General features: G+C 70.0%; 22 protein-coding genes. 14 read left to right on the forward strand and 8 right to left on the reverse strand.

Going from position 1 to position 26,119, the window contains the following annotated elements; all coding sequences use genetic code 11:
• Positions 1-58: 58 nt before the first annotated feature.
• Entirely contained in the window at positions 59-2,875 is a 2,817-nt protein-coding gene (locus tag ACFPJ1_RS16270; RefSeq protein WP_380104624.1) for an ATP-binding protein, read from the forward strand.
• 10 nt (positions 2,876-2,885) lie between these two features.
• Here the strand turns inward: ACFPJ1_RS16270 and ACFPJ1_RS16275 are convergent, their stop codons facing one another.
• On the reverse strand, positions 2,886-3,818 hold the full coding sequence (locus tag ACFPJ1_RS16275) for a polyphosphate kinase 2 family protein (protein WP_380104626.1): 933 nt from the start codon (positions 3,816-3,818) through the stop codon (positions 2,886-2,888).
• Positions 3,819-3,965: 147 nt separating this feature from the next.
• Here ACFPJ1_RS16275 and ACFPJ1_RS16280 point away from each other — a divergent pair, with 147 nt between their 5' ends.
• The gene (locus ACFPJ1_RS16280) at positions 3,966-4,793 is read left to right on the forward strand and encodes an alpha/beta fold hydrolase (protein WP_380104627.1); all 828 of its coding nucleotides are present in this window, start codon (positions 3,966-3,968) and stop codon (positions 4,791-4,793) included.
• A 19-nt stretch (positions 4,794-4,812) separates the two neighbouring features.
• On the opposite strand, the gene ACFPJ1_RS16285 is transcribed toward ACFPJ1_RS16280, so the two are convergent.
• Positions 4,813-7,602, reverse strand: a complete 2,790-nt coding sequence (locus tag ACFPJ1_RS16285) for a cation-translocating P-type ATPase (RefSeq protein WP_380104629.1) — start codon at positions 7,600-7,602, stop codon at positions 4,813-4,815.
• 86 nt (positions 7,603-7,688) lie between these two features.
• Positions 7,689-8,081: a MerR family transcriptional regulator gene (locus ACFPJ1_RS16290; RefSeq protein WP_380104631.1), complete on the reverse strand. Its 393-nt coding sequence runs from the start codon at positions 8,079-8,081 to the stop codon at positions 7,689-7,691.
• Positions 8,082-8,154: 73 nt separating this feature from the next.
• Here ACFPJ1_RS16290 and ACFPJ1_RS16295 point away from each other — a divergent pair, with 73 nt between their 5' ends.
• Both ACFPJ1_RS16295 and ACFPJ1_RS16300 read left to right on the forward strand, forming a co-directional pair.
• Positions 8,155-9,321: an acyl-CoA dehydrogenase family protein gene (locus ACFPJ1_RS16295; RefSeq protein WP_380104633.1), complete on the forward strand. Its 1,167-nt coding sequence runs from the start codon at positions 8,155-8,157 to the stop codon at positions 9,319-9,321.
• Between the two features lie 70 nt (positions 9,322-9,391).
• Positions 9,392-10,918 (forward strand): acyl-CoA carboxylase subunit beta, encoded by a 1,527-nt coding sequence (locus tag ACFPJ1_RS16300; protein WP_380104635.1) that lies wholly within the window; start codon positions 9,392-9,394, stop codon positions 10,916-10,918.
• Between the two features lie 31 nt (positions 10,919-10,949).
• On the opposite strand, the gene ACFPJ1_RS16305 is transcribed toward ACFPJ1_RS16300, so the two are convergent.
• Positions 10,950-11,087: a hypothetical protein gene (locus ACFPJ1_RS16305; RefSeq protein ID WP_380104637.1), complete on the reverse strand. Its 138-nt coding sequence runs from the start codon at positions 11,085-11,087 to the stop codon at positions 10,950-10,952.
• A gap of 1,100 nt (positions 11,088-12,187) precedes the next feature.
• Here ACFPJ1_RS16305 and ACFPJ1_RS16310 point away from each other — a divergent pair.
• Together ACFPJ1_RS16310 and ACFPJ1_RS16315 are read left to right on the forward strand one after the other, a co-directional pair.
• Positions 12,188-12,898 (forward strand): maleylpyruvate isomerase N-terminal domain-containing protein, encoded by a 711-nt coding sequence (locus ACFPJ1_RS16310; RefSeq protein WP_380104639.1) that lies wholly within the window; start codon positions 12,188-12,190, stop codon positions 12,896-12,898.
• 49 nt (positions 12,899-12,947) lie between these two features.
• The gene (locus ACFPJ1_RS16315; RefSeq protein WP_380104641.1) at positions 12,948-13,712 is read left to right on the forward strand and encodes an HpcH/HpaI aldolase family protein; all 765 of its coding nucleotides are present in this window, start codon (positions 12,948-12,950) and stop codon (positions 13,710-13,712) included.
• Positions 13,713-13,716: 4 nt separating this feature from the next.
• On the opposite strand, the gene ACFPJ1_RS16320 is transcribed toward ACFPJ1_RS16315, so the two are convergent.
• Entirely contained in the window at positions 13,717-14,790 is a 1,074-nt protein-coding gene (locus ACFPJ1_RS16320) for a CobW family GTP-binding protein (protein ID WP_380104643.1), read from the reverse strand.
• A gap of 391 nt (positions 14,791-15,181) precedes the next feature.
• Between ACFPJ1_RS16320 and ACFPJ1_RS16325 the strand changes: the two genes are divergently transcribed.
• Genes ACFPJ1_RS16325 through ACFPJ1_RS16350 form a run of 6 tightly spaced genes read left to right on the forward strand, consistent with a single transcriptional unit; the run spans position 15,182 to position 20,605 of the window.
• On the forward strand, positions 15,182-16,396 hold the full coding sequence (locus ACFPJ1_RS16325) for a GNAT family N-acetyltransferase (protein ID WP_380104645.1): 1,215 nt from the start codon (positions 15,182-15,184) through the stop codon (positions 16,394-16,396).
• 25 nt (positions 16,397-16,421) lie between these two features.
• Positions 16,422-17,237 (forward strand): DUF4129 domain-containing protein, encoded by an 816-nt coding sequence (locus ACFPJ1_RS16330; RefSeq protein ID WP_380104646.1) that lies wholly within the window; start codon positions 16,422-16,424, stop codon positions 17,235-17,237.
• Complete coding sequence (locus ACFPJ1_RS16335; RefSeq protein WP_380104647.1) at positions 17,234-17,746, forward strand: hypothetical protein; 513 nt, start codon at positions 17,234-17,236, stop codon at positions 17,744-17,746. The genes ACFPJ1_RS16330 and ACFPJ1_RS16335 overlap by 4 nt, the downstream gene beginning before the upstream one ends.
• Positions 17,747-17,752: 6 nt before the next feature.
• On the forward strand, positions 17,753-18,733 hold the full coding sequence (locus ACFPJ1_RS16340) for an AAA family ATPase (RefSeq protein WP_380104649.1): 981 nt from the start codon (positions 17,753-17,755) through the stop codon (positions 18,731-18,733).
• A 25-nt stretch (positions 18,734-18,758) separates the two neighbouring features.
• Positions 18,759-20,060, forward strand: coding sequence for a DUF58 domain-containing protein (locus ACFPJ1_RS16345; protein ID WP_380104651.1), 1,302 nt, complete (start codon positions 18,759-18,761; stop codon positions 20,058-20,060).
• On the forward strand, positions 20,057-20,605 hold the full coding sequence (locus ACFPJ1_RS16350) for a hypothetical protein (protein WP_380104653.1): 549 nt from the start codon (positions 20,057-20,059) through the stop codon (positions 20,603-20,605). The genes ACFPJ1_RS16345 and ACFPJ1_RS16350 overlap by 4 nt, the downstream gene beginning before the upstream one ends.
• On the opposite strand, the gene ACFPJ1_RS16355 is transcribed toward ACFPJ1_RS16350, so the two are convergent.
• Positions 20,602-21,159, reverse strand: coding sequence for a TetR/AcrR family transcriptional regulator (locus tag ACFPJ1_RS16355; protein ID WP_380104655.1), 558 nt, complete (start codon positions 21,157-21,159; stop codon positions 20,602-20,604). The two genes, ACFPJ1_RS16350 and ACFPJ1_RS16355, sit on opposite strands and share 4 nt — an antisense overlap.
• Before the next feature lie 95 nt (positions 21,160-21,254).
• Here ACFPJ1_RS16355 and ACFPJ1_RS16360 point away from each other — a divergent pair, with 95 nt between their 5' ends.
• Together ACFPJ1_RS16360 and ACFPJ1_RS16365 are read left to right on the forward strand one after the other, a co-directional pair.
• Entirely contained in the window at positions 21,255-22,682 is a 1,428-nt protein-coding gene (locus ACFPJ1_RS16360; RefSeq protein ID WP_380104658.1) for an MFS transporter, read from the forward strand.
• 141 nt (positions 22,683-22,823) lie between these two features.
• On the forward strand, positions 22,824-23,171 hold the full coding sequence (locus tag ACFPJ1_RS16365; protein WP_380104659.1) for an MmcQ/YjbR family DNA-binding protein: 348 nt from the start codon (positions 22,824-22,826) through the stop codon (positions 23,169-23,171).
• On the opposite strand, the gene ACFPJ1_RS16370 is transcribed toward ACFPJ1_RS16365, so the two are convergent.
• Positions 23,146-24,351 carry a Maf family nucleotide pyrophosphatase gene (locus ACFPJ1_RS16370; RefSeq protein ID WP_380104660.1) on the reverse strand — a complete coding sequence of 402 codons (1,206 nt, stop codon included), beginning with the start codon at positions 24,349-24,351 and terminating at the stop codon, positions 23,146-23,148. The genes ACFPJ1_RS16365 and ACFPJ1_RS16370 overlap by 26 nt on opposite strands.
• Positions 24,348-26,039 carry a DUF885 domain-containing protein gene (locus ACFPJ1_RS16375; RefSeq protein ID WP_380104661.1) on the reverse strand — a complete coding sequence of 564 codons (1,692 nt, stop codon included), beginning with the start codon at positions 26,037-26,039 and terminating at the stop codon, positions 24,348-24,350. The genes ACFPJ1_RS16370 and ACFPJ1_RS16375 overlap by 4 nt, the downstream gene beginning before the upstream one ends.
• Between the last annotated feature and the right edge of the window lie 80 nt (positions 26,040-26,119).

The raw sequence follows: 26,119 nt of genomic DNA on the forward strand, positions 1-26,119 counted from the left end.
CGGGCCGGGTCCCGGCACTCCTTGCACGCCGGAACCGACGGATCGCGGAGGTGAGTCAATGACGCGCACTGAGGGTGGCCGTGACGACGTACCTCCGGCCGCGCCAGGAGACTTCTCACCTGTGGTGCTCGTCGGACGGCTGCCGGAGCTGGAGTTCCTCCGGACCTTCGTGCGCGAGGCCGCTGTCACCGGCGGGAGCCTGGTCGTCTCGGGAGAACCTGGTGTGGGCAAGACGACGCTGCTCGACGCCGCTGAGGAGTACGCCCGGGCGTCGGCAGCGACCGTCCTGCGGGTTGCGGGCACCGAGCTCGAGGGCCAGCTCAGCTACGCCGCGCTGAACCAGGCGTTGTACCCGCTCGTCGACGAGTTCGACGAGCTGAACACCGCACAGCGGGACGCGCTGCAGGTGGCCCTCGGGTTCGGGGACGGCCCACCCCCTGGCCAGCTGCTGGTGTCCAATGCCGCCGCCGTCCTCCTGCGCAGGGCGGCAGCCCGATCGCCGCTGCTGCTGATCGTCGACGACATGCCCTGGATCGACCGGGCCAGCGCAGGCGTCCTGAGCTTCGTCGCCAGGAGGCTCGCCGGCAGCAGGGCGGGGTTGCTGGTGGCCAGCCGGACCGGCGAGGACCAGGGGTTCTTCGACCGGGCGGGGCTGCCGGAGTACGAGCTGAAGCCCCTGGATGACGCAGCTGCCGGGCAACTCCTGACTGCTCGGTTCCCGGACCTCCACGCGACCGTCAAGGCTCGGATTCTCGACACTGCGCAAGGCATTCCACTCGCACTGCTCGAGCTGCCGAGAACCTTGAGCCACCCGCAGCGCACCGCCGATGAGCCGCTCCCCGCCGTACTGCCACTCGGGCACCACTTGCAGAGGCATTTCGTGTCCCGCGTCGCGACACTCCCGGACGCGACGAAGAAGCTCTTACTCACGGCGGCCTTGGAGGGCACGGGCGACCTCGCCGTACTCGAAGCCGCGAACGACGGGGCGTACCGGATCGACGATCTGGCGCCGGCCGAGCGGGACCGGCTGGTGCAGGTGAAGGAGTACTCGCACCGGGTGGTGTTCCGGCACCCGCTCATCCGCTCGGCGGTTGTCGAGGCGACCACCTCGGCAGAACGCCGCTCGGCGCACCGCAGGCTGGCCACAGTCCTGGTGAACCAGCCCGAGCACCGGGCCTGGCACCTTGGCGAGGCCACGGTCGAGCCTGACGAGCAGGTCGCGGCGGTCCTGGAGGAGGCGGCTCACAACGTCGTCGCGCGAGGTGACTACACGTCCGCGGTCGCCCTGCTCACGCGCGCTTCCGATCTGAGCCCGAGCCCTGCCGAGCGCGGTCGCCGGCTCGCCGCGGCCGCGTACATCGGCGCAGAGGCGATGGGCGAGGTCCGGAGTACGGCGGACCTGCTGGAAGGCAGCCGACGAGCCGGCAGCCAGGCGAGTTCGTCGTTGCACTACGCGTCCGCTGCCACGTTGGTGATGCTCAACAGCGACGCGCATATCGACACCGCCCACCGCATGATGGTCAGCGCCATCGAAGGCAGCCAGGACCGCGGCGATGCCGACCCCGTCGAGCTCGTCAACGGGCTCGCGACACTGCTGCTGATCTGCTTCTTCGGTGGTCGCAGCGAACTGTGGAAGCCGCTGTACGCCGCGCTCGGGCGTCTCTCGCACGAACCCCCGCCGTCTCTCACGCTGACGGTGGACATGGTCGCCGATCCGGCACGCACCGGCGTCGGCGCTCTGCCTCGTCTGATGGCGGCGCTGCAGGCTGTTCACGACGAGACCAACTCTCAGCTGGTGCAGAGCCTCGCGGAGGCCTCGTGGTACGCCGACCGGCTCGCGGACCTTCGCGAGCCGTTGTGGCGGGCGGTGCTGCTGGGCCGCGAGGGTGGCCCGGCGAGAAGGCATCTGGTGGCACTCATGGACATCTGCGTCGACGACTTCCATCGAGGCAGGTGGGACGAGGCCGCGGAACTCGCCGCGGAAGGGCTCTCGCTCACCGAGGAGGGTGGCGGCAGATTCTTCGGCTGGTACTTCCGCTATCACCAGGCGTTGCTGGCCGCGGTCAGGGGCAGGTTCGAGACGAGCCGGGTGCTGGCCGAACAGATGATCGCCTGGGCGGGTCCGCGAGGTGTCGGCACGGCAAGGGTCTTCGCCCACCATGCCCTCGTCCTCGGCGACCTCGGACGCGGCGACTTCGAAAGCGCCTATCACCACGCGTCGACGGTCAGCCCCGCCGGCACCCTCGCCTCACACGTTCCGCACTGCCTGTGGATCACCATGGACCTCGTTGAAGCCGCGGTACGTACCGACCGACGGGCCGAGGCCGACCGCCACGTACGCGCCATGCAGGACGCAAGACTCTCGGAGCTCTCACCCAGACTGGCGATCCTGGCGGCGGGATCCGCCGGCCTGGCAGCCGCGGACGAGGATGCTCCCGCACTGTTCGAGGAAGCGCTGAACCTTCCCACGGTCGACCAATGGCCCTTCGATGTCGCCCGGGTGCGCCTCGCCTACGGAGAGCGCCTGCGCCGCGCCCGCGCACTCACCGAAGCCAAGGTCCAGCTCCAAGGGGCTCTCACCGCGTTCAGAACCCTCGGCGCCGATCCTTGGACCGCCCGAGCCGAACGGGAGCTGCGAGCCGCCGGCCTCGCTTCCAGCCAGTCAGCTCCGGACATCTCCAACCTGACCGGCCAGGAACTACAGATCGCGACCCTCGCCGCTTCAGGCCTGACGAACAAGGAGATCGCCGCAAAGCTCTACCTCTCACCCCGCACCGTGAGCGGCCACCTCTACCGAATCTTCCCCAAGCTGGGCATCACCACCCGAGCCGCCCTCCGCGACGCTCTTGGCACAGACCCGAACACCTCTGGATGACGACCTCGGCCTACCCTGCTTCGAACGGATCTGGCGCCGCCCCCTCCGGCGACTGTGCCTCGAGGGTTTTCTTGACCTCCAGGAGCGCTTGTCGTGCGTCGCTGTCGATCGTGGGGTAGCGAGGATCGATCTCGATCATCGCGTTGGCGATCACCGCGGCCGAGGCGATGCGGGCGTACCACTTGCGGTCGGCGGGAATCACGTGCCACGGGGCCCACTCGGTGCTGGTGTTGGACAGCACCTTCGAGAACGCCCGCTGGTAGTCGTCCCAGTACTCCCGCTCGCGGAGGTCGGCCGAGGAGAACTTCCAGTTGTGGTCAGGGAGGTCGATCCGCCGCAGGAAGCGGGTCCGCTGCTCCTCCTTGGACAGGTTCAGGAAGAGCTTCACGATCTTGATGCCGTTGCGGCTGAGGGTTCGCTCCCACTCGTTGATCTCCTGGAAACGCTGTTTCCAGATCCCCTGGCCGCGGGAGCTGCGGGGCAGGTTCTGCCGGTCGAGGAGCTCTGGGTGCACGCGGACGACGAGCACCTCCTCGTAGTGCGAGCGGTTGAAGATGCCGATCTCACCGCGACTGGGCAGGCGCAGCCCGTAGCGCCACAGATAGTCGTGATCCAGCTCCGCGCTGGAGGGGACCTTGAAGCTGTGCACCGACACACCCTGGGGATTGACCCCGGTCATCACGTGCCGGATGGTGCCGTCCTTGCCGCCGGCGTCGAGCGCCTGCAGCACCACCAGCACGCCGTGGGTGTGCTGTGCGTACAGCCGCGACTGATACTCGGCCAGCAGGTCCGTCCCCTCTGCCAGCAGCCGACGGCCTTCCTTCTTGGAATGGATTGTGCCCTTGAAGGCTGGATCGAAGTCCTTGGCCAGCCTGACCTTCGAACCCGGCTCGACGCGGAACGCCTGGATGAAGTCGGCGATCCGTTGCTCGCGAGATGTCATCCGCTTCCCCCCACCGGCTGGATCCGGCACTGCCGTTCACGGGATCGTTCGACCATCAGTCGAACGCTCGGGAGAGCGTTCTGCATCACCCCTCCCGGGTGAGGCTGGACCCTGGCGCACCCGTCCCGACCCGGGAGAGAATCCGCCATGGCGACCGACGACGGGTGGGTTACGGAGCACGTACGCGTCGAGGGCAGGTCCGTCCACGTCCGGCGCAGTGTGGGTGGCAGTGGCGTGCCCCTCGTCCACATCCACGGCTTCGCCATCTCTGGCACGTACCTCATGCCCACGGCACGCAGCCTGGCCGGCCGCTGGCTCAACGTAGTCCCGGACCTGCCGGGCTACGGCCGCAGCGAGCGGCGCGACCACGTCCTTGACGTTCGCGCTCTGGCCGGCGCCCTGCTGGCGATCCTGGACGCTCTGGACATCGACCAGGCAGTGCTGATCGGGAACTCGATGGGCTGTCCGATCGGGCTCGAGGTGGCGTACGAGGCGCCCGAGCGGGTCCACCGCCTTGTCCTGGTCTCTCCCGCCGGGGGCGGGCAGAACCAGCCGCTGGCCCGCGGGCTGGGCCAGCTGGCCGTGGACGTGATGCGTGAGAGCCCGAGGATGGCCCCGGTCGCGCTTCCGGACTATCTGAGGTTCGGGCCGGTCAACGGCCTGCGCCTGTTCCACGAGCTGACCCTCTTCCCGTCACTGGAGCGATTGCTGCACACTCCCGTCCCGACGTTGGCCGTCCTGGGTGGCCGGGACCCGCTCATGCCGTCTCCGTCCCGCGTCGCCGAGGTGGTCCGGCTCGCTCCCGAGCAGCTGGCGGTCGCGCTCGTCGAACAGGCGGCGCACGCGGTGAACTTCAGCCACCCGGAGGAGCTGGCGAAGCTGATCGAGGCCTGGCTGGACGGCGCGCTGCTCGCCGGTGGCGCCGCACTCCCTGCCGGGGTGCGCGTGGTCCACCTCCCCGGGGACCCCGTCTGACCCGTGCCTCCTCCGGGATCTACGCCTGGGACGTGCTCCGGGCACGAGCCGGCGCGACGGCGTACTCCGGGTCGAGCGTCGCCGGCTTCGGCTGCCGGCGCCTCCTGATCGCCTTGCTGACCTCGACGACGATCGGGAGAAGCGCGGCCAGGCCCGCACAGGTGAGCCACTGGCGCGGACTGAGCTGGACGGTGAGCAGCCCCTTCTGGAGCGAGGGGAGCTGGGTCGCCAGGAAGAGTAGGACGACGGGGATGAGACCGATCGCCAGCGCCTTCATGATCGGTGGGGTCAATCCGCTGGTCGGGTCGCGGCGGTTGACCAGCGCGTTGAACGTGGTCCCCAGACCCATCACCACGAAGGTCATGGTCATCGACACGCTGCCTTGCGTGGTACTCGGCTCGTCCGGCCCCGCGACCAGGGGTGCCAGCGCGGCGATGAACAGCACGAGGGCATAGCCGATCCACATGATCACGGCGCTCCGGTTCGTGATCGGGACGGCGGGGTCACGCGGTGGACGGTGCATGACGTCGGGATCACCGGGATCGACAGCGATGATGACGACACCGACCGCCGTCGCGAAGAACAGCAGGAACAACACCATCTGCGGAGTCATCGCGACACCCTCGTTGATGTTGACCACCGAAGCGGCGAGGAAGAGGAAGACCAGCGACAGCAGTTGCGTCATCTGGTAGCGCACGTACGAGACGACCTTGTCGTAGACGCGCCGGCCGATCTCCACGGCGTGCACGAGCGTGCCGAAGTTGTCATCGGTGAGCACCATCCGCGCGGCCTGCTTGGTCACCTCGCTGCCGCTCCCCATCGCCACCCCGATGTCCGCCTGTTTGAGCGCGGCCGCGTCGTTGACCGCGTCGCCGGTCATCGCGACGATCATGCCCTGCTCCTGCATGGCCCGGGCGAGCCTCAGCTTGTCCTGGGGGGTGACCCGCCCGAACACGTGCAGCTCGGGCAAGCGCTGCTTCAACTGCTCGTCGGTCATCGCCCGCAGTTCCGTGCCGCTGACCGCTCCGGGACCAAGGCCCAGGTCCTCGCCGATCGCCTGAGCGGTGACCGCATGGTCACCGGTGATCATGCGTACGTCGATGCCGGCCTCGAGCGCGATCCTGACCGCGCTCTTCGCCTCCGCGCGCAGCGGGTCGATGATTCCGGCCATCCCGACGAACGACAGCCCCTGGGTCAAGGACATCGGATCATTGGTCATCGTGGCCAGTTCGTCGTCGGTGATGAGGCGGGCCGCGAACGCCAGGACCCGCAGGCCTTTCTGCCCCATCCGTACGTTGGCCTCGTCGATGCCCGCGCGCGACTCCGCGATCGGGACCTGCGAGCTGCTGAGCGGTCCCCCCGCCTGGCTGCAGCGCGCGACGACGACGTCAGGCGCTCCCTTGACCAGCTCGATGACGTACTCGACACCGTCGATCTTCACTCGGTGGAACGTCGCCATGAACTTGTACTCGGAATCGAACGGAACCTCGGACAGCCGCGGGTAGGCCCGCCGGGTCTCCTCCGCGTCGATGCCGAGCTTCGCCGCCAGCACCACCAGCGCCGCCTCGGTCGGGTCGCCGATCACCGACCCGTCGTCACCGACCACCGCGTCGCTGTCGAGGGCCAGTCCCAGGCCGAGGCGGGTGAAGTCCGGGACGGGGGTGCCGGCCACCGAGCGGATCGCGCCGCTCTTGCGATACCCCTCGCCGTCGACGGTGAACCACGACCCGCTCGCGTACAACGTCGAGACCATCATCTGGTTCAACGTGAGGGTCCCGGTCTTGTCGGTGTTGATCGCGCTGGTGGCGCCGAGAGTCTCGACATCGGTGAGGTTCTTCACCACCGCCTTCGCCGCGGCCAACTGCTTCGCGCCGAGCGAGAGGAGGCCGGAGACGAACGCAGGCATGCCGGTCGGGATCGCCGAGATGGCCATCGCGGTGCCGAGCAGCAGCACGTCCTTGCCCGGCACCCCGCGGAGCAGGCCGGCCACCACGATGATCGCGACCGCTCCCCAGGCAACGATCCCCAGGATCTTCGTCAGTGAGTCCAGCTCCCGCTGCAGCGGCGACCGGGTGCGGGTCACCGAGGTGAGCATCGTCGCGATCTGGCCCATCTGCGTCTGCATCCCGGTCGCGGTGACCAGGATCGTGCCGGTGCCCCGGGTCACCGAGGTGTTCTGGAACAGCATGTTGGTCTGGTCGCCCAGCGCGACATCGGTGGAGGTCAACGTGCCGGCGTCCTTGGCGATCGGCGCGCTCTCCCCGGTGAGCGCCGCCTCCTGCGCCTCCAGCGTCGCGGACCGGACGATCCGGCCGTCGGCGGGCACGATGTCGCCCGCCTCGACCTGGACGATGTCACCCGGAACCACCTGAGTGGCCGCGACCAGCGTCAGGTCGCCGTCGCGGACCACCCGCGCCTGCGGTACCTGCATCTTGGCGAGGGCGTCGACGCTCGCCCGCGCCGTCAGCTCCTGGCGGGTGCCCAGTCCGACGTTCAGCAGGATGAGCAGGGCGACGATGATCCCGGTCGAGAGTTCCCCGATCAGCAGGCTCACGACCACGACCCCGACCAACATGAGGTTCATGGGGTCGCGGAGCTGCTGAACCGCGATGGCCCGGATCGAGGGCGGCTTCTCCGCCGCGATCTCGTTCGGGCCGTACGACGAGAGCCGGCTTGCCGCGTCGGTCCCGGAAAGCCCTGAAACGGCGTCGGACCGGGCCGCGGCGACAACCTCGTCCGCCGCGAGCGAGTAGGACGGCGGCCCCTCGGTGCCGGTCGGTGAAGACGCTGTCATACCGGTCTCGCTCACGGTTCCTCCCCCTCCGCCTCGTGTGCGGCGGCCCGTTCACGGTAGTCCCTGCGTCGCCTCACGCCTATGGCTGCGCGTCCCGCGATCTACCTGGTGCGGAGGGTGTTGAGGTCGGCTTCGCAGCGGCGCTCTACCTCGGCCAGTTCTTCGAGGGTTTCGTCGATGTCCTGGCGGCGTTGCTCGAGCTCCGCGCGGCGGGTGGTGATCTGGTCGAGGAGGTAGACGAGCTGACCCTCCTCGCCGGGTTCGGCGTCGTACATATCGACGATGGTGGCGATCTCGTCGAGGGAGAAGCCGAGGCGTTTGCCGCGCAGGATCAGGCCGAGGCGGACCCGGTCGCGGGGGTGGTAGACGCGGACCGTCCCACGGCGCTCGGGGGTGAGCAGGCCGCGGTCCTCGTAGAACCGGATCGTGCGCAGGGTGACGTCGTACTCGGCGGCGAGCTCGGCGATCGACCACGTCTGTGAAGCCAGGGGCACCGGAACATTGTGCACGCACCCCATCGTGCTTTACGTTTACGTAAGCGTCAATCACGAGGGCCGGGAGAGAGTCATGTCGTACGAGCTGTCCGAAGAGCACCGCGAGTTCGCCCACAGCGTGCGCGACTTCGCCCGGGCCGAGATCGCGCCTCACGCCGCCGAGTGGGACCGCAAGCACTACTTCCCGGTCGAGGTGGTCCAGAAGATGGGCGCGCTCGGGCTGTTCGGGCTGACCGCGCCCGAGGAGTTCGGCGGGTCCGGCGGGGACTTCACCAGCCTGTGCGTGGCGATCGAGGAGATCTCCAAGGTCGACCAGTCGATGGGCATCACGCTCGAGGCGGCGGTCGGGCTCGGCATCAACCCGATCCTCACCTTCGGCACCGACGCGCAGAAGCAGCAGTGGCTGCCCGATCTCGTCGCGGGCCGCACGCTGGCCGGGTTCGGGTTGACCGAGCCGGAGTCCGGCTCCGACGCGGGCGCGACCAAGACGAGAGCCGTCCTCGACAATGGTGAGTGGGTGATCGACGGCTCGAAGCAGTTCATCACCAACTCCGGCTCGAGCATCACCTCGCTGGTCACCGTGACCGCGCGGACCGGCGAGAAGCCCGACGGCCGCCCGGAGATCTCCACGATCATCGTCCCGACCGGTACGCCGGGCTTCGTGGCGGAGGCGGCGTACGACAAGCTCGGCTGGCATGCCTCGGACACCCACCCGCTGTCGTTCAGCGGCTGCCGGGTACCGGAGGCGAACCTGCTCGGCGAGCGCGGCAAGGGGTTCGGCCAGTTCCTCGCCACCCTCGACGACGGCCGGGTCGCCATCGGCGCGGTCGCGCTCGGCTGCATCAAGGCGTGCCTGGAGATGTCGATCCAGTACGCCGGGGAGCGCAAGACGTTCGGCGTGCCGATCGGACAGAAGCAGGGGGTCGCCTTCCAGATCTCCGACCTGAAGGTGATGGCCGACGCGGCCGAGCTGCTCGTCTACCGGGCGGCCGCGCTCAAGGACGCGGGGGCTCCGATGCGGGAGTTCAAGCAGGCAGCGGCCGTCGCCAAGCTCTACGCGACCGAGTCCGCGGTCACCGCGACCCGGATCGCCACCCAGGTGTTCGGCGGCTACGGCTTCATGGAGGAGTACCCCGTGACGCGGTTCTACCGGGACGCCAAGATCCTCGAGATCGGCGAGGGGACGTCCGAAGTACAGCGCATGCTCATCGCCCGCGGCCTCGGCCTTCCCGTCGAATGAACGCCTAGCGTCCGAAGAACCGAGGGCTATAGCCCCACTTTCTTCGGACGCAACAGGTAGAAAGGCTGTCATGAGGGATCACTGGACCGAGGTCAAGGTCGCGCGTGAGGCGACGCTGGGGCCGCCCGAGAAGGCGGCGGCCAAGCTCGCCTCGCAGAACAAGCTGTACGTCCGGGACCGGATCGCGCTGCTCGTCGACGAGGGCAGCTTCATCGAGGACGCCCAGCTCGCCAACGCGCTGAACCCCGGCCTGCCCGCGGACGGCGTGGTCACCGGGCGGGCCCTGGTCGACGGCCGCCCCGCGCTGCTGGTCGCCAACGACCCGACCGTCAAGGCCGGCTCGTGGGGTGCCCGGACGGTCGAGAAGATCGTCCGGATCACCGAGGTCGCGATCCGCGACGAACTGCCGATCTTCTGGCTGATCGACTCCGCCGGCGCGCGGATCACCGACCAGGTGGACCTGTTCCCCGGCCGTCGCGGTGCCGGGCGGATCTTCCACAACCAGGTCGCGCTGTCCGGCAAGGTGCCGCAGATCTGCTGCCTGTTCGGCCCGTCGGCCGCGGGCGGCGCGTACATCCCGGCCTTCTGCGACCTGGTGATCATGGTCGACGGCAACGCCTCGATGTACCTGGGCTCGCCCCGGATGGCCGAGATGGTGGTCGGCGAGAAGGTGACGCTGGAGGAGATGGGCGGCGCCCGGATGCACACCAGCGTCTCCGGCTGCGGCGACCTGCTCGCCTCCGACGACGCCGAGGCGATCGACCTCGCCAAGCAGTACTTCTCCTACCTGCCCGGCTCGTGGCAGTCCGGCCCACCCTCGTACGACGCGTCGCCGGCCGGGCGTGACTTCACCCGGGACCTGGTTCCGGCCGAGGAGAGCATCGGGTTCGACATCCACGACGTGATCGACGCGGTACTCGACGCCGACACCTTCTTCGAGATCAAGCCGGCCTACGCGCCGGAGCTCGTCACCGGGTTCGGCCTGCTCGCGGGCCAGGTGGTCGGCATCGTGGCGAACCAGCCGGCCGTGAAGGGTGGCGTGCTGTTCGTCGACTCGGCGGACAAGGCGGCCCGGTTCATCTGGCTGTGCGACGCGTTCAACGTGCCGCTGATCTACCTGTGCGACGTACCGGGCTTCATGATCGGCTCGGAGGTCGAGCGGGCCGGGATCATCCGGCACGGCGCGAAGATGATCACCGCGGTGTCGGAGGCGACCGTGCCGACGGTGTCGGTGATCGTCCGGAAGGCTTACGGCGCGGGGCTCTACGCGATGTGCGGACCGGGTTTCTCGCCGGACGCGTGCCTCGCCCTGCCGACCGCGAAGATCGCGGTGATGGGCCCGGAGGCGGCGATCAACGCGGTCTACTACAACAAGATCCAGGAGATCGCGGACGCGACCGAGCGGGTCGAGTACGTCTCCAAGCTCCGCGAGGAGTACGAGACCGACATCGACATCCTCCGGCTCGCGGCCGACCTGGTGATCGACGCGATCGTCGAACCGGAGCACCTCCGCGACGAGTTGATCGCCCGGCTCGCCGCCGCCCAGACGAAGGACCGCCACTTCTCCAACCGCCGCCACGGAGTACCGCCGGTCTAGGACGCAGTACGGCGTCAGCGGTGGAGCGAGGTCAGTGGTAGGTCGTGGCGCTCCACTGCTCGAACGTGCTGTGGTCCAGCGGGTCCTCGTCCTGGTCGAGATTCGCGAAGCCGGGGATCGGCCGTCCCCGGAGCCAGTCGAGCAGCGTTTCGACCAGACGACCGGGCAACGGTGGGCCCTGCTTCTCGTGGCGGGGATAGACGATGAGCGGCCAGTCATTGGTTCGCCGAGCGTGAGCCAGCCGAGCACGTCGCCGTCGATCGAGTCCGCGAACGGCAGGAAGCCGCCGGGCTCCGGCCAGACCGCGAGCGGCTGGTACTGCGGGTGGTCGGCGCGCAGGCTCCGATACCCGTCGAGGATCTGCTCGACAAAATCAGCGAGCCCCTGGTAGCCCTGCGTAGCTTCGCTGCGCAGCGGGCTGATGAAGTTGAGCCACGACGACCAGGCGCCGCCGCCGTAGATCTCCATCAGGTCCACGTACTCGCGGGGCAACCGAGTGCCCAAGGCATCGAACAACTCGTCCCAGTCGCCGAGTCCGACGTAGGGACGAGCCGGGGGAGGTATGAGGCGCCGCAGCGCGTCGAGGCCGCTGCCCTCCGTCAGCGCGGCACGGCGTACCGAGTCCTCGGGCGGGTCCGGCGCCGGCGGTGCCCAGGCGGTTGGCGTCGACAGGAACGCAGTACGCCGGGCCGTCGCCGGGAATGGCCCGAGCGTGCGCGCATCGGTCAGCGGCACGCCGGTACGGAAGAGTGAGTCCAGCAGCTCAGTGAGCGTGAGTCCGAGATGACGCCAAGGATTCCGGCCGGCGTTGACCTCGTCCTGGACGTAGACCACGACCGGCCACCGATCCGGCTCGTCCGAGGCACTCGTGTCCCAGAACAGGCAGTCCGCCGACCTCGTGTCGCCGAACGCGAGCAGTCCGCCGGGCTCGGGGTGGAAGAGCAGCGGCGCGTACGGCGGGAGCTTCCGCGCCGCACTCCGGCAGCGGCCCTGCGTGTCCTTCAGCCAGACCCCGTAGTCGAACCTGCCCGCCTGTACGCAGGGAACGTGCAGCCAGAGGTACTCCCCGACATCGAGCGGTCCGTACTCCGACGCGAGGGCGTGGTAGTCGGTAGGGAGGCGGAGCCCGAGCCAGGACTCGACGGCGTCCCAGTCGGTCGGGATTCCGGTGGCACCCGGCTGCACGGTGAAGGGCGGCTTCATGGATCCGCATGATGGCACGGATGGGCCTGCCCGGAGTTATGTTCATACAGGACCGAGGGAGACTCGATGAGGGCACCGGAGCTAGGGGCGTTGCCGTTGGGGCTGGCGGCGACGCTCGGGCGGACGTATGGGCGGCTGACCGAGGTCGCGCAGGGCCTGACGGACGCGGACTTCGCGCGGAACACGTGGTGCACCGGCCTGGCGGTCGGACCGCTGCTCGTCCATCTCCTGTATGACGCCGAGCGGGCGCTGATGGGGTTCGCCACACCTACGGTGGCTGAGACGGACCGGGATTTCGTCAGCTACTGGCGGGACTTCCCGCACCGGGACCAGGGAGACCCCGAGCCTGACGCGAGCTTCGTACGGACGGTGGCGTCGGCGTACCGGCATCCGTCCGAGAAGCTGGTCGGGCACTGGCGCGGCGTGTCCGAGGCGGCGGTGCGGGCGGGCGCGGTCGCCCTGGCCGAGAAGGGCCGCAGGATCGAGACCCAGGGACACGTGCTCCGCGCGACGGATTTCGCCGCCACGCTCGTGGTCGAGGCGACCGTGCACCACCTCGACCTGATCATGGAGTTGCCCGACGCGCCCGAGCCGGATCCGGAGGGACTGCAGGTGACTGCCCGCACCTTGGACGGGCTGTTCGGCCCGGAGGCCTGGGATGTGATCGGGTGGGACACGACCACCTACGTGCTGAAGGCAACGGGGCGGGTGCCGCTCGACGAGGACGACCTGGACATGCTGGGACCCTCCGCGGTCCGGCTCCCGTTGCTCGGCTGAACCGCTGTCGCCCGGCTCACCTGTCCGTGGCGCAGCTGAAAGAGGATCGATGAGCTCACAGGACTTCGCCGACCACCTCAGGGCCCGCCGGCCCGCGGTCGGTTACTGGGTCATTCTGGATGCGCCCGCCGCCACGGAGCGGATCGCGGGCGTCGGGTACGACTACGTGGTGCTCGACGCGCAGCACGGCCTGCTCAGCACCCGCGGGATACTCGACGGGCTGATCGCGATCGACGCGGCGGACAGCGCGACGGTCGGGATGGTGCGGGTCGAGGCGAACAACGCGACGCCGATCGGGCGGGCGCTGGACGCCGGCGCGGCCGGGGTGATCGTCCCGCTGATCGACACCGCGGAGGACGCGGCGCAGGCGGTCCGGGCGGCGCGGTACCCACCGTCGGGGATCCGGTCGTACGGGCCGACGCGGTCCGGGCTGCGGATCGGGCCGACGCCGGCGGAAGCGAACGCCGCCACCGTGGTGCTCGCGATGATCGAGACGCGTGCCGGGCTGGAGAACGTCGCGGCGATCTGCGCGACACCTGGGCTCGACGGGATCTATGTCGGGCCGTCGGATCTGTGCCTGGCGGTGGGCGGCAAGTTCCCGGGGGATCCGGATGTGGCTGACCAGTTCGACGAGGCGATCGCGCTGATCGCCCGGGTCGCGGCCGACGCCGGAGTTGCCGCGGGCATCCATACGCCGAGCGGTGAGGTGGCGCGGCAACGACTGACCGAGGGGTACACGTACGCGACCGTCTCCTCCGACCTCGACCACCTCCGATGCGTCGCCGCTGCGCACCTCGCCACCGTGCGCGAGTAGGCGTTCAGAAGACGCCGGCGAAGGGGTCTTCGAGGGCTTGCCAGTCGAGGGTGGCCAGCTCGGACTCGGTCAGCAGGCAGGCGTCGAGAATCGCCTGCAAGCGGGCTGGGTCGAGCCCAACGCCGGTGGCGACGACCGTGCACTCGGCGAGGTGTTCGCTGTCGGACCACTCGCCGAGTGTGCCGAGGGAGGCACTGAAGCCGGCCGATTCCCAGCGCACGCGCTGCGTCGGCCGGCTGGCGAGCCACACCACGCCCCGGCTGCGAACCACGCCGTCGACGATGTCCTCGAGCGCGTCGTTCAGCCGCGCGGGGTGCAGCGGCCGCGTCGACCGCCACAACACCGTGGTGACCCCGTCGCCGCTCGGTTGCAGGCGAGCCTCCGCGGCCAGATCTCCCGCCCACGCCTCAGCCTCCGCGAAGTCGAACAACCCGGTCCGCGCGACTGGCCGGGCCGGTACTCCGACGGGGTCGGCGTCCACGACCGTCGTACGGGGGTTCAGGTGCGTCAGGAGGTTGTGCAGGCGCTCGGGAGCCGCGCTGCGATGGGCGTTCGCGAGCACGCAGACATCGGCGTACTCGATCTGCCGTGCGGTGAGTTCGGCGACGTTGCGCCGGTCGGGTGGTCCGAGCGCGAGGCCGCGTTCGTCGAGCAGTTCGTCGCCGGACAGTTGCTCGACCAGCAGCACCGCGTCGACCACGCAGGTGACCGTGTCGACCCGTACGTCGGGCAACGTCGCCACCAACGCGTTCGCCAAGGGGCGCGCTTCCATCGCCGGCGGAGCAGCCAGTACTACGTGCTGCCAGTGCCCGCGCGCGACGAGTGCCTCGAGCAACGGCAACAACGACTCGATCAGCTGGCAGGCACCACAATCGTCGCCCACGGCAAACTCACCGGCCTCGATCGCGCCGGAGCCGTCGAACACCCGCCAGGACAGCACTCCGCGGCCGGGCAACTCATCCTGCTCCACCACCACCGCCACCGTGGTGGCGTCCAGCAAGGCGTCGAGCACAGGGTCGCGAAGCGTCGTCGAGAGCCCGACGAGCAGGGTCAGCGGAGTCTTCATCTGGGCGGCCATCCCCCCACTATATGAAAACGGTTTTCAACAGTCCAGGGTCGGGGGTCCACCGCATTTCCCGCCCTGCCTCCAGTTTTCCTCAATCTGCCGGGAAATTCTCCTGTACTCCGCACGTCGCCCCCGCTCGTCACTCACGGCACCGTGCGGGCGACGGATGAGTTAACAGTCAAGGCGGGAACGGGTCCCGTACGGGCGATGGCCTGGCTAGGGTGCCGGGACGCGGTCGGTGAGGTCGACATCACGTGGGACGACCGACCGATGCCCAGGGCAACAAGCACTTCCTCACCGCCGGACACGGCACGAACGACGGCGTACGGCGCCAGCGGCGCAAGTGGGGAGGGCCCGCTGGAAAAGGTGGGCGGGAGATCGGGGGGTCTGGTAGGGAGGGGGTATGACGATTGGGATCGGGCGGTTCGAGGGTGAGTGGACCGAGCTGCTGGGGGTGCTGAACCTGGCGTTCGCGGCGCCTTGGAGTGACGTGCAGCTCGAGCTGGAGCGGCGCGTCTGGGAGCGGGAGCGGAGCATCGTCGCGTCCGACGGGAAGGAACTCGTCGGGCACACGTCGGCCTTCTCCTTGCGGATGACGGCTCCGGGCGCCGTGGTGCCGGCCGCGGGGGTGACGCTGGTGGGCGTCAGTCCGACGCATCGTCGGCGCGGGATCCTGCGCGACCTGATGCGCAAGCAGCTCACCGAGGTGTACGAGAGCGGCGTCGAGCCGATCGCCGCGCTGACCGCCAGTGAGGCCGTGATCTACGGACGGTTCGGCTACGGGCTGGCCTCGGACCATCAGCACATCACCATCGAGAGGAAGTCCCGCGAGCTCCGCAAGGTCGCCGGTGTCGAGGACGTGCGGGTCCGGTTCGCCGATCCGGCCGAGTCGCTCGAGCGGTGCACCGAGTTCCACAACGCCGAGGCGCTCACCCGGCCGGGGATGATCCAGCACAGCACCGAGGCATGGCAGCAGTACGTCGTCGGCGAGAACGTGGTCACCGACACTCGTGGTGCTTCGCCGCTGCGGTGTGTGCTGGCCGAGCGGGACGGTGAGCTGGCGGGCTACGCGTACTACCGGACCCGGCGTACCGACAAGGGGTTCATCGACGTCTCCCGGGTGCACTCGAACGACCTGGCGGCGCATGTCGCGCTCTGGCAGTTCCTGCTGGATCCGGACCTGCTGCGCGAGACGACGTACGAAGGGCTGCCGTCGGACGACCCGCTGCTGTCGCTGCTGCTTGACCCCAGGGCGGCCAGTGCGAGGACCGCCGACGGGGTGTGGGTGCGCCCGGCTGATGTCGGTCGGGCGCTCGCGGCGCGGACCTACGCGACCGACGTCGACGTCGTGCTGGGCATCGAGGACGACTTCCTCCCGTGGAATGCCGGCTCCTGGCAGCTCGCCGGTGGACCCGGTGGCGCGACCTGCGAGAAGACCGACCGCCAGCCCGACCTGGTCCTCGGCGTACGGGAACTCGGCGCGATCTACCTCGGCAAGCCGTCGCTCGGACTGCTGCACGCGGCCGGTCTGGTCGACGAGCGTACCCGGGGAGCGGTGGCGGTGACGTCCCGCGCGTTCCTCGGGGATCGCGTTCCCTGGCTGGACACAGGCTTCTGATCTGAGCCCGGTATACGCTTCCCGAATGCAGCCGAGCCGTCGTAGTGCGCTCGTCGCGGCTGTTGTGCTGATGCTCGGGGTGGCCACAGTCGCGCTGGTGGTGCTGGCCTCGGCCGGCGGCTCGGTGCGGCCGGCCAGCGAGAGCACGCTCTCCTCGTCACCCCGGCCGCTGCCGACCGAGGCGCCGACGGATTCGGTGAGTGCGCCGACACCGATCGCCCCGCCGAGCATGCGGCAGGTCAAGCCGGTCGAGATGCCCGAGTGGCTCAAGGCCCTCTGGCAGGCGCTCGCCTATGCGCTCGGCACTCTCATCGTGTTGTTCCTCCTCCGGGCGCTCTATCGAGTGGTCCGGAAGGTGCAGCTGCCGGAGGTCGAGCCGGACGGCGCCGACTGGGAGCGGATCAAGGCCGAGCGGCTGGCCGAAGCCGTCGAGTCGGGCCTGGCCGCGGTCGACTCCGGTACTGCGACTGACGCGGTGATCGCGTGCTGGGTGGCTCTCGAGGACGCGGCGGCCTCCGCAGGCGTGGCCAGGGATCCGTCCGAGACGCCTGCCGAGTTCACCGTCCGGGTGCTCGGCGTCGGCGGGATCTCCGAGCCCGAGCTGCTCCGGCTTGCCCAGCTGTACCGCGAGGCGCGGTACTCCACGCACGGCTCGAGCGAGGAAGCTCGTGCGGAAGCACGCGCCGCCCTGCTCCGGCTCCGGGACGATCTCGCAGTCGCGGCCGCCACGAGGAGATCTGCTGCGCAGAAGGCCCGCGCGGAGCAGCGGGAGGCGGAGGATGTGGACAAGGCCGGCGCGGGAACCACCACCCGGCCGAAGCCGAACAGGTGGGAAGAATGAACAAGGTCCTGCTCCAGCATCTGCTGATCTCCGTGGTCGGTGGTCTGCTGCTGGTCGCCGCGTTCAGCCTGGCCGGCACCCAGCCGCGGCCGGTGTGGTTCGTCGCGATGGCTCTGGCGCTCGGCTTCGGCTCGGTCGCGCTGCGGCTGATCTTCCCGCAGCTCCTGGAGACGTCCTGGCCCTCGCGGCACGACGAGAAGTGGGCCGCGCTGCGCAGCCGGAGCAACGACAACCGGACCCAGTTCCTGGCCACCTGGGTGCAGGAGTCGTCCCGGGAGCGCCGGGCCGGCGAGGGGTCGCAGACGTTCGTCCGCCGGATCCGTCCGTTGCTGCTGGAACTCACCCGGGACCGGCTGGTGCACCGGCACGGCATCGACCCGGAGCTCGAGCCGGAGCGGGCCCGGGAGGTGACCGGCGACCAGCTGTGGAACCTGATCACCGGCACCGAAGACGGCACCGCGTCGTTCGCGGAGATCGAGTTGGCAGTCCAGACCATCGAGAAGCTGTGAGGAACCGTGACTGATCGGGAACTGGGGCTCGCCGAGGTGTCGGCGCTGAGCAAGCAGGTGCTCGAGCGCGTCGGCCAGGCCGTGGTCGGCAAGGGCGAGGCCCTCGAGCTGGTGCTCGCGGGCATCCTGGCCGGCGGCCACGTGCTGCTGGAGGACTACCCCGGACTGGGCAAGACGCTGGCCGCCCGGTCGTTCGCGCAGGCGCTCGGGCTGGAGTTCCGCCGGGTGCAGTTCACCCCGGACCTGCTGCCGTCGGACGTCACCGGCGCCTTCGTCTACGACCAGCGCGACTCGGAGTTCGTCTTCCGGCCGGGCCCGATCTTCACCGGGCTGCTGCTCGCGGACGAGATCAACCGGACGCCGCCGAAGACCCAGGCCGCGCTGCTGGAGTCGATGCAGGAGCACCAGGTCACGGTCGAGGGCCAGACCTTCCCGCTGCCGGTGCCGTTCCACGTGCTGGCGACGGCGAACCCGGTGGAGTACGAGGGCACCTACCCGTTGCCCGAGGCCCAGCTGGACCGCTTCATGCTGCGGATCGGCTTCGGCTACCCGACCGCCGCCGAGGAGTGGGAGGTGCTCCAGCGCCGGATGATCCGCCGCTCGGAGGACCAGTTCGTCGAGCCTGTCACCGATGCGGCCGGGCTGCTCGCCGCGCAGCAGGCCGTTGAGACCGTGACCGTCGACGACACGGTCGGCCGGTACTGCGTGGAGCTCGCGGCGGCGACTCGTCGGGACTCCCAGGTGCTCGTCGGCGCGTCCCCTCGCGGTTCGCTGGCGTTGCTCCTCACGGCTCGTTCGTACGCCGTGATCCAGGGCCGGGACTACGTCGTACCCGAGGACGTCAAGGCGGTCGCGATCCCCGCGCTCGCGCACCGGATCACCGTGCGGCCCGAGTTGTGGCTGCACGAGGTGACCGGGGCGACCGTCGTACGGGCGGTGCTCGGTGTGGTCCCGGCTCCGCCGACCGTTGTCGGCGCCCGTCAGTGAGCAGGCGGACAGGGAGGAGGCGGCGGTGAGTTGGCGGCCGACACATACGCAGGTCCGGGCGGTCAGCCTGGCCGCTGTGCTGCTGTTGATCGCCGTGCTCGCGCGTCGCCCGGATGCCGCCGTGTTCGGCCTGCCCCTGGCGTTCCTCGCGGCCTGGGGACGGTACTTCCGCCCGACCGAGCAGCCCGTGGTCCACACCGAGCTCGACACCGACGTCCTCTTCGAAGGCCAGGCCACGACGTACCGGGTGGCTGTCTCGGGGACGCTCGACCCGGACATCGACCTGATCGTGATGGCGCTCGCGCGCACGCAGTGGTTCCGGTACGACCCGCCGCAGGCCGCGATCGCCGAACCGGTCACCGACGGCCACGTCACGCTGGAGGTCGGCCTGCGCTCCGAACGCTGGGGCCTGCGGCAACTGCCGCATCCGCACGTCATCGCAACCTCGGTGCTCGGCGCGTACCGCGTGCCGGTGACGTCCGGAGGTGCCCTTACCGTGAGTACCTTGCCGCTGCGTGAGGGCTTCGAGGCCGTCGATTCCGTACCGCGTCCGGCCGGGCTGGTGGGGCTCCACCGGTCGAGGCGACCCGGTGAGGGCACGGAGCTCGCCGGGGTCAGGCCGTTCCGCACCGGCGACCGGTTGCGCCGGATCAACTGGAGCGTGTCCGCGCGGACCCGCGAGCTGCACGTCACCTCGACCTGGTCCGACCGGGACACCGAGGTCGTCATCCTGCTGGACACGGGTGGCGAGGTCGGTATCAGCGAAGGCATCGACGGCCGGTCGAGCAGCCTCGACACCGCGGTCCGGGCGGCCGCGTCGGTCGCCGAGCACTACCTGCGGCACGGCGACCGCGTCCGCCTGATCGACACCGGGACAACGGTCCGCGGCGTCCGGGCGGGCAGCGGGCGAGCGCACCTGCGAAGGATCCTCGACGTTCTCGTTCACGCCGATCGCAAGAGCCGCCAGCAGGACGAGTCGCAGCTAGCCCGGCGGCACCGGATCCGGGCCGACAGCCTGGTGATCGTGCTCAGCCCGCTGCTGCGCCGGGCGATGCTCGGCTATATCGTCACGCTGGTGCACTCGGGCTGCACGGTGATCGCGGTCGACACCCTGCCGCCCGACGTGGGAGACATGATCGACCTGGAACACCACGACGCGAAGACCTGGCCGCTGGCCTGGCGGATCCGCCTGCTCGAGCGCCGCGGCGAACTCGACCGGCTCGGCGACCTCGGCGTACCGACCGTCCGCTGGCGTGGCGCGGGCACCCTCGACGAAGTACTGCGGGACGCGTCCAGGTTGTCCGCTGCCCCGAGGATCCGCTCATGACCCTCGCGGAGAGGATCACCCGGTGGCTGGCCGAACTCCGGAGCGCCAGTCAGGCGTCGTGGATCGCCCGGGCGGCGACCGCGGTGACCGGAGCGGTCGCGCTGGTGGTGCCGGCCCTGCAGCCGTGGGACCAGATGCCTCTGGTTCCCATCGTCGGTACTGCGATGCTGCTGGTGGCCGTGGTGCTGCCGGACTCGGCGGCGGCGCTGGTGTTCCTGGCCGTGGTCGCCGGCGGCTGGGTGATCAGGGCACCCGCTGACCTCACCTGGGCGCTCGTGGTGACCGCGATCGCCTTGCTGGTGGTGCATTTGGCGACCGCCTTCGCCGGGCAGCTCCCGTCGTACGGTCGGGCCGGCCGGCGGGCGCTCCGGCGTTGGGTGCTGCCGGCAACTATCGCGGCGTTGCTCGCTCCGGTGGTGGCGATCGCCGCCGCGCTCGTGCGTGGCGCCGACGTACCGGGGTCGCTGCTGGTGACGGTCGGCGCGCTGATCGGTGCGACGGCGGCGGTCTGGTTCGCCTCGGGGCAGTCGCTCAGCGAGCACTAGTCGGATCCGGGCTGGTCGTGGCCCAGGGTCGCGAGCAGGTCGGTCGCCCAGGCGCAGGGGACCGGGTCGGGGCCGGTGACCTGCATCGCGGCCATCACGGTGAGCAGCATGCCGGTCGCCATGAACTCGCGGACCTCCTCGGGCGAGGCGCCGGTCGCGTCGCGCACCAGTCGCACGATGTTGCCGAACCTCTTCCGGACGGTCTCGCCGATCGCCGGGTCGGCACTGGCGGCGAACCCGTGCAGGAGGACGACCAGCAGGTCCCGCTCGTCGAGGAGTTCCTGGTAGGCCTCGCCGAGGCTGTGCAGATCGGCCTGCTGCGCGGCAGCGTTGCGGAACGCCTGCTCGATCCGGTCGCAGACCCGGTTGGTGGTGGCCAGGAACAGTTGCTGCTTGGTGCCGAACAGCCTGATCACGTACGGCTGGGAGACCCCGGCCAGCCGGGCGATCTCGTCGGTCTTGGTACCGGCGTAGCCGGAGGCGCCGAAGGCCTGCACGGCCGCCTGCAGGACCTCCTCGCTGCGCTCGGCGGCGGTCAGACGAGTCCTCGTCATGGTTGTCCTCTCGTGAAGTCCCTTGACATGTTATCAGTCGATGCATACTTTGGTGGAAGACGTAGTTATCAGTCGATAACAACAAGGAGATTCCGATGACATCGACCGCCCTCGAGCCCGACGACCTGGCGCCGGTTGACCCGGCCGCCGGCGAGCCCGGCGCCCGCCGCTCACTGGGGACCGTGCTGGCCGTCGTGGGCATTCCGACGTTCATGGTCACGCTGGACAACCTGGTGGTGACCAACGCGCTGCCGGTGATCAAGACCGAGATCGGCGCCTCGCTGACTGACCTGCAGTGGTTCATCAACGCGTACACGCTGTCCTTCGCGGCACTGCTGCTGACCGCCTCCGCGATCGGCGACCGGCTGGGCCGGCGGCGGATCTTCCTGCTCGGGATCACGCTGTTCACGCTCGCCTCGGCCGCCTGTGCGCTGGCCACCGAGCCGTGGATGCTGATCGGGGCCCGCGCGATCCAGGGCGTCGGCGCCGCCGCCGTGATGCCCTTGTCGCTGACCCTGCTGGCGGCCGCGGTACCGGCTCGGCAGCGGAGCGCGGCGATCGGTATCTGGGGCGGGATCTCCGGGCTCGGCGTCGCGGTCGGTCCGGTGGTCGGTGGAGCGGTGGTCGACGGCATCAACTGGCAGTGGATCTTCTGGCTGAACGTGCCGGTCGGGCTGATCGCCGTACCGCTGGCCGCTCGCGTCCTGAACGAGTCCCGCGGTGGCAGCAAGCGGCTGGACCCGATCGGCCTGGTGCTGTCCGCGGCGAGCGTGCTGTCGATCGTGTGGGGTGTCGTGCACGGCGCCGATGACGGCTGGTCCTCGGCGCGGATCCTGACCGCGCTGATCGGTGGCGGCGCCTTGCTGATCGCGTTCCTGGTCTGGGAGCACCGCACGCCCTCGCCGATGCTGCCGCTGCGGCTGTTCTCGGTGCGCGCCTTCAGCGTCGCCAACGCGATCGCGTTCACCTTCTCGCTCGGCGTCTTCGGTTCGGTGTTCCTGCTGGCGCAGTTCTTCCAGGTGGTGCAGGGCTACACGCCGCTGCAGTCGGGGATCCGGACGCTGCCGTGGACGATGGCGCCGATGGTGATCGCACCGCTGGCCGGACTGGTCGTGGACCGGGTCGGCGCGCGGGCGCTGATCGGTACCGGTCAGGTGTTCCTCGCCGGCGCCCTCGCCTGGATCGCGGCCGTCACCACCGTCGACGTCGGCTACAGCTCGTACGTCGGTCCGTTCGTGCTCGCGGGCGTCGGTATGGGCCTCACCTTCGCGCCGTCGGCCAGTGTCGTGATGGCGAGCTTCTCCGACGCGGACCGCGGGGTTGCCTCGGGGACGAACAACACGATCCGCGAGGTCGGGGTCGCGATGGGCGTCGCCGTGCTGGCCTCGGTCTTCGCCTCCGCCGGCTCGTACGCCAGCCCGGACCAGTACGTCGACGGCCTGGTCCCGGCCGTCTGGGTCGGAGCAGCCGCCGTCGCCGTCGGCGCGGTCCTCGCGTTGCTACTGCCGGGCCGGCGTCGCTGATCGGGGGGCGGACCCCCAGGCCATCAATGCGGCGAAGAACGGCCCCTGCCGAGCGTGCTCGGCAGGGGCCGCTCGCGGTTGTGATGGGATGGCCGTCCGGTGTAGGAGCATGGAGTACCCGCTCTCCGAAAGGCAGTGACCGTGCTCGACGCCGAGGATGTCCGCCGCATCGCGTTGTCTCTCCCGCAGACCGAGGAGAAGCAGCGCTGGAACCACCCGACCTTCGATGTCGCCGGGCGGATGTTCGTCACCGTGCCGGACGACCAGACCTCGTTCGCGGTCCGCTGCCCGCGCCTCGAACGCGACGAACTGATCGCCGCCGAACCCCAGAAGTTCTGGGTCCCACCCCACGAGGCCGGCTCCAGCTGGGTCCGCGCCCGCCTCTCGGCCCTCGAGGACGCCGCCGAACTCCGCGACATCCTCCTCGACTCCTGGCGTCAGGCTGCCCCGGAGTCGATCCAGCTCAGCGGCCGGAGCGGCGGAATCTGACCAAGGGGTAGAGGGGGGTGGTGCCGCCGCCCCGGGCCTGGTTGTGGCCGGTGAAGGTGGTGGCGCCGTCGAGGACGAGGCCGTGGGCGGCGGCGCGGGCGACCAGCAGGGTCAGGGCGTCCTGGGAGCGCTGGTCGCCCGAGCCGCGGCCGCCGGCGTAGCGGGTGGCTTCGGACTTCTCCGTGGTGGTGATGAAGACGCCGTCGGGGCGCAGGATGCGGGCGACCTCGGCGAGGACCGGGTCGCTGTCCTCGAGCAGGTGCAGGAGCCAGATGGCGACCACCGCGTCGCAGCGGCGATCGGCGAGCGGCAGTTGGTTGGCGTCACCCGCGGCGACGTGGCCTGGGAGCCTGATCCGGGCGTGCCGGAGCATCGCGGGGGACACGTCGACGCCGTGCACGAGATTGCCGAGGGCAACTAGTTCGGCCGCGACGATGCCGGTGCCGACCGCGAGCTCGAGCACCCGGCCGCCCTTGGGGAGCAGCTCGTGGACCGCCTCAGCCGCGGCTCGGGCCCGCTCCGGACCACCCCGCGACTCGTCGTACCGCGCTGCTTCGGCGTCGTCGTACTCGAACGTCGAGGGAATCTTCCACAGGGCGGGCCAGGGGATGCCGACCTCGGCGAGCATCCGACGAACCAGCGGCAGGGAGATACCGACGACGTTGTGATAGTCGCCTTCGATCCCTGTCACGAAAGGGCCACCGAGGCCATCGACGGTGAAGGCGCCGGCCACGACGAGGGGTTCGCCGGTTTCCACGTACGCGTCGATCTCGTCGTCGGTGAGGTCGGCGAAGTACACCGTGGTGGAGGCGAGCTCGCGGATCTCCTGCCGACTCGTGGTGTCGAACAGGCAGTGCCCGGTGTGCAGGATCCCCGAGCGGCCCCGCATGTTCCGGAGCCGCTCCCGCGCCACCTCCGGCGTACCGGGCTTGCCATAGGCGACACCGTCGATCTCCAGCACTGAGTCGCAGCCGAGCACGGTCGCGTGGTCGTTCAGCGTGGAGACGACCGCGCGAGCCTTGAGCGTCGCGAGGGCGCGAGCGAGCTCACCCGGGCTCTCGGCAGTGACGTTGTCCTCGTCGACGCCCGAGACGATCACCTCGGGCTCGACCCCGGCGTTGCGCAGCGTCTTGAGCCGCGCCGGGGAGGCGGAGGCGAGGACGAACCTTGGCCGGCTCACAGCTTGGCGAGGGCGCGGCGGAGTGGGTCCAGACCGATCGAGCCCAGGTTGAGCGCGTCCCGGTGGAAGGCGCGCAGGTCGAACGCGGAGCCCTTGCGCTGCTTGGCCTCCTCGCGCGCCTGCAGCCAGATCCGCTCGCCCACCTTGTACGACGGCGCCTGCCCGGGCCAGCCGAGGTACCGGTTCAGCTCCGCCTTCAGGAACTCCGTCTCCATCCGGCAGTGCGCGCGGAGGAACTCGAAGCCCAACTCCGCGTTCCACGTCTCGCCCGGGTGGAAGCCGAACGGGTTGTCGCGCGGGATCTCCAGCTCCAGGTGCATGCCGATGTCGACGATCACCCGGGCCGAGCGGAACGCCTGCGCGTCGAGCATGCCGAGGCGCGCGCCGGGCTCCTCGAGATACCCGAGGTCCTCCATCAGCCGTTCGGCGTACAGGGCCCAGCCCTCGCCGTGGCCGGAGACCCAGCAGCCCATCCGCTGCCAGCGGTTCAGCAGGTCGGTGCGGAGCATCGTCTGCGCGACCTGGAGGTGATGCCCGGGCACACCCTCGTGGTACACGGTGGTGACCTCACGCCAGGTGGCGAAGTCCTCGACGCCGGTCGGCACGGCCCACCACATCCGGCCTGGCCGGGTGGTCAGGTCCTCGCTCGGGCCGGTGTAGTAGATCGAGCCGTCGGAGGTCGGCGCGATCATGCACTCGATCCGCTTGATCTCGTCGGGGATGTCGAAGTGGGTGCCGGCCAGCTCCTCGACCGCGGCGTCGGCGAGCTGCTGCATCCAGTCGCGGAACGCCTCCTTGCCGTGGATCTTGCGGGCCGGGTCGTTGTCCAGCAGCTCGGCGACCGCCTCGATGCTGCGGTCACCACCGTTGAGGGACGCGGCGATGTTCTCCATCTCGCCCTCGATCCGGGCGAGCTCCTCCCAGCCCCACGCGTAGGTCTCGTCGAGGTCGACGGCCGCGCCGAGGAAGTCCCGCGAAGCCAGCTCGTACACCTCGCGGCCACAGGCGTCCCGGCTCGGGGCCTGCGGGGCGACGTCGGTGATCAGCCACTGGCCGAACTGGTCGTACGCCTTGCGCGCGGCGGCCGCCGCGGCCTCGACCTCGGACTTCACCGCGCTGTCCGGAGCCTGGGCAGCGAGGCCGGCGAAGAAGTCGTCGCCGTCGGCGCCGGTCCAGCTCGCGATGCGCGAGGCCAGATCGTTCACCTGCCGTACCGCGGAGACGCGTCCCGCCGCGGCCTGCTGGACGAGGGATTCGCGGAACCCGTCCAGCGTCGTACCGACCTGGTTCAGGCGGATCGCGATGGTCTCCCAGTCGCCGTCGGTCGCGGTCGGCATCAGGTCGAACACCTGACGGACCTCGGCCGGCACGGAGGTGAGCGCGTTCAGTTGGTGCTGCGGGACGCCGGCCTCGTACCTCTCCAGCTCCAGGCCGAGCCGCTCCAGCAGGGCGTCCTTGGCGACCTCCTCGCGCGGGCTGCCCGGCTGGATCGCGGTCGCCTCGGCGATGGTCCGCCGGTTCAGCTCGACCAGCGCCTCGAAGCCGGCCGGCGAGTAGTCCGGCAGCCGGTGGTCGTGGCCCTGGATCCCCATGAAGGTGGCCGCGGTCGGCTGGAGCTCGATGTAGTCCTCGAGGAACCGGTCGGAGACCTGGTCGATCGGGCTGTTCGGTGTGGTCGCGTCCGTCACGTGGCCGAGACTACCGCGCGGCTGATCCACAGGGCCGGTACTGTGTCGCTCTTGCCAGCAGGTCAGTTCGTCCCTGGAGG

Origin of the sequence: Kribbella qitaiheensis (assembly GCF_042657745.1) — a bacterium.
In the GTDB taxonomy this organism is placed as follows: Bacteria; Actinomycetota; Actinomycetes; order Propionibacteriales; family Kribbellaceae; genus Kribbella; species Kribbella qitaiheensis.

Coding starts and splice junctions, on each gene's coding strand:
- ACFPJ1_RS16270 (WP_380104624.1), top strand. CDS start 59: ATGACGCGCACTGAGGGTGGCCGTGACGACGTACCTCCGGCCGCGCCA.
- ACFPJ1_RS16275 (WP_380104626.1), bottom strand. CDS start 3,818: ATGACATCTCGCGAGCAACGGATCGCCGACTTCATCCAGGCGTTCCGC.
- ACFPJ1_RS16280 (WP_380104627.1), top strand. CDS start 3,966: ATGGCGACCGACGACGGGTGGGTTACGGAGCACGTACGCGTCGAGGGC.
- ACFPJ1_RS16295 (WP_380104633.1), top strand. CDS start 8,155: ATGTCGTACGAGCTGTCCGAAGAGCACCGCGAGTTCGCCCACAGCGTG.
- ACFPJ1_RS16300 (WP_380104635.1), top strand. CDS start 9,392: ATGAGGGATCACTGGACCGAGGTCAAGGTCGCGCGTGAGGCGACGCTG.
- ACFPJ1_RS16310 (WP_380104639.1), top strand. CDS start 12,188: ATGAGGGCACCGGAGCTAGGGGCGTTGCCGTTGGGGCTGGCGGCGACG.
- ACFPJ1_RS16315 (WP_380104641.1), top strand. CDS start 12,948: ATGAGCTCACAGGACTTCGCCGACCACCTCAGGGCCCGCCGGCCCGCG.
- ACFPJ1_RS16320 (WP_380104643.1), bottom strand. CDS start 14,790: ATGGCCGCCCAGATGAAGACTCCGCTGACCCTGCTCGTCGGGCTCTCG.
- ACFPJ1_RS16325 (WP_380104645.1), top strand. CDS start 15,182: ATGACGATTGGGATCGGGCGGTTCGAGGGTGAGTGGACCGAGCTGCTG.
- ACFPJ1_RS16330 (WP_380104646.1), top strand. CDS start 16,422: ATGCAGCCGAGCCGTCGTAGTGCGCTCGTCGCGGCTGTTGTGCTGATG.
- ACFPJ1_RS16335 (WP_380104647.1), top strand. CDS start 17,234: ATGAACAAGGTCCTGCTCCAGCATCTGCTGATCTCCGTGGTCGGTGGT.
- ACFPJ1_RS16350 (WP_380104653.1), top strand. CDS start 20,057: ATGACCCTCGCGGAGAGGATCACCCGGTGGCTGGCCGAACTCCGGAGC.
- ACFPJ1_RS16355 (WP_380104655.1), bottom strand. CDS start 21,159: ATGACGAGGACTCGTCTGACCGCCGCCGAGCGCAGCGAGGAGGTCCTG.
- ACFPJ1_RS16360 (WP_380104658.1), top strand. CDS start 21,255: ATGACATCGACCGCCCTCGAGCCCGACGACCTGGCGCCGGTTGACCCG.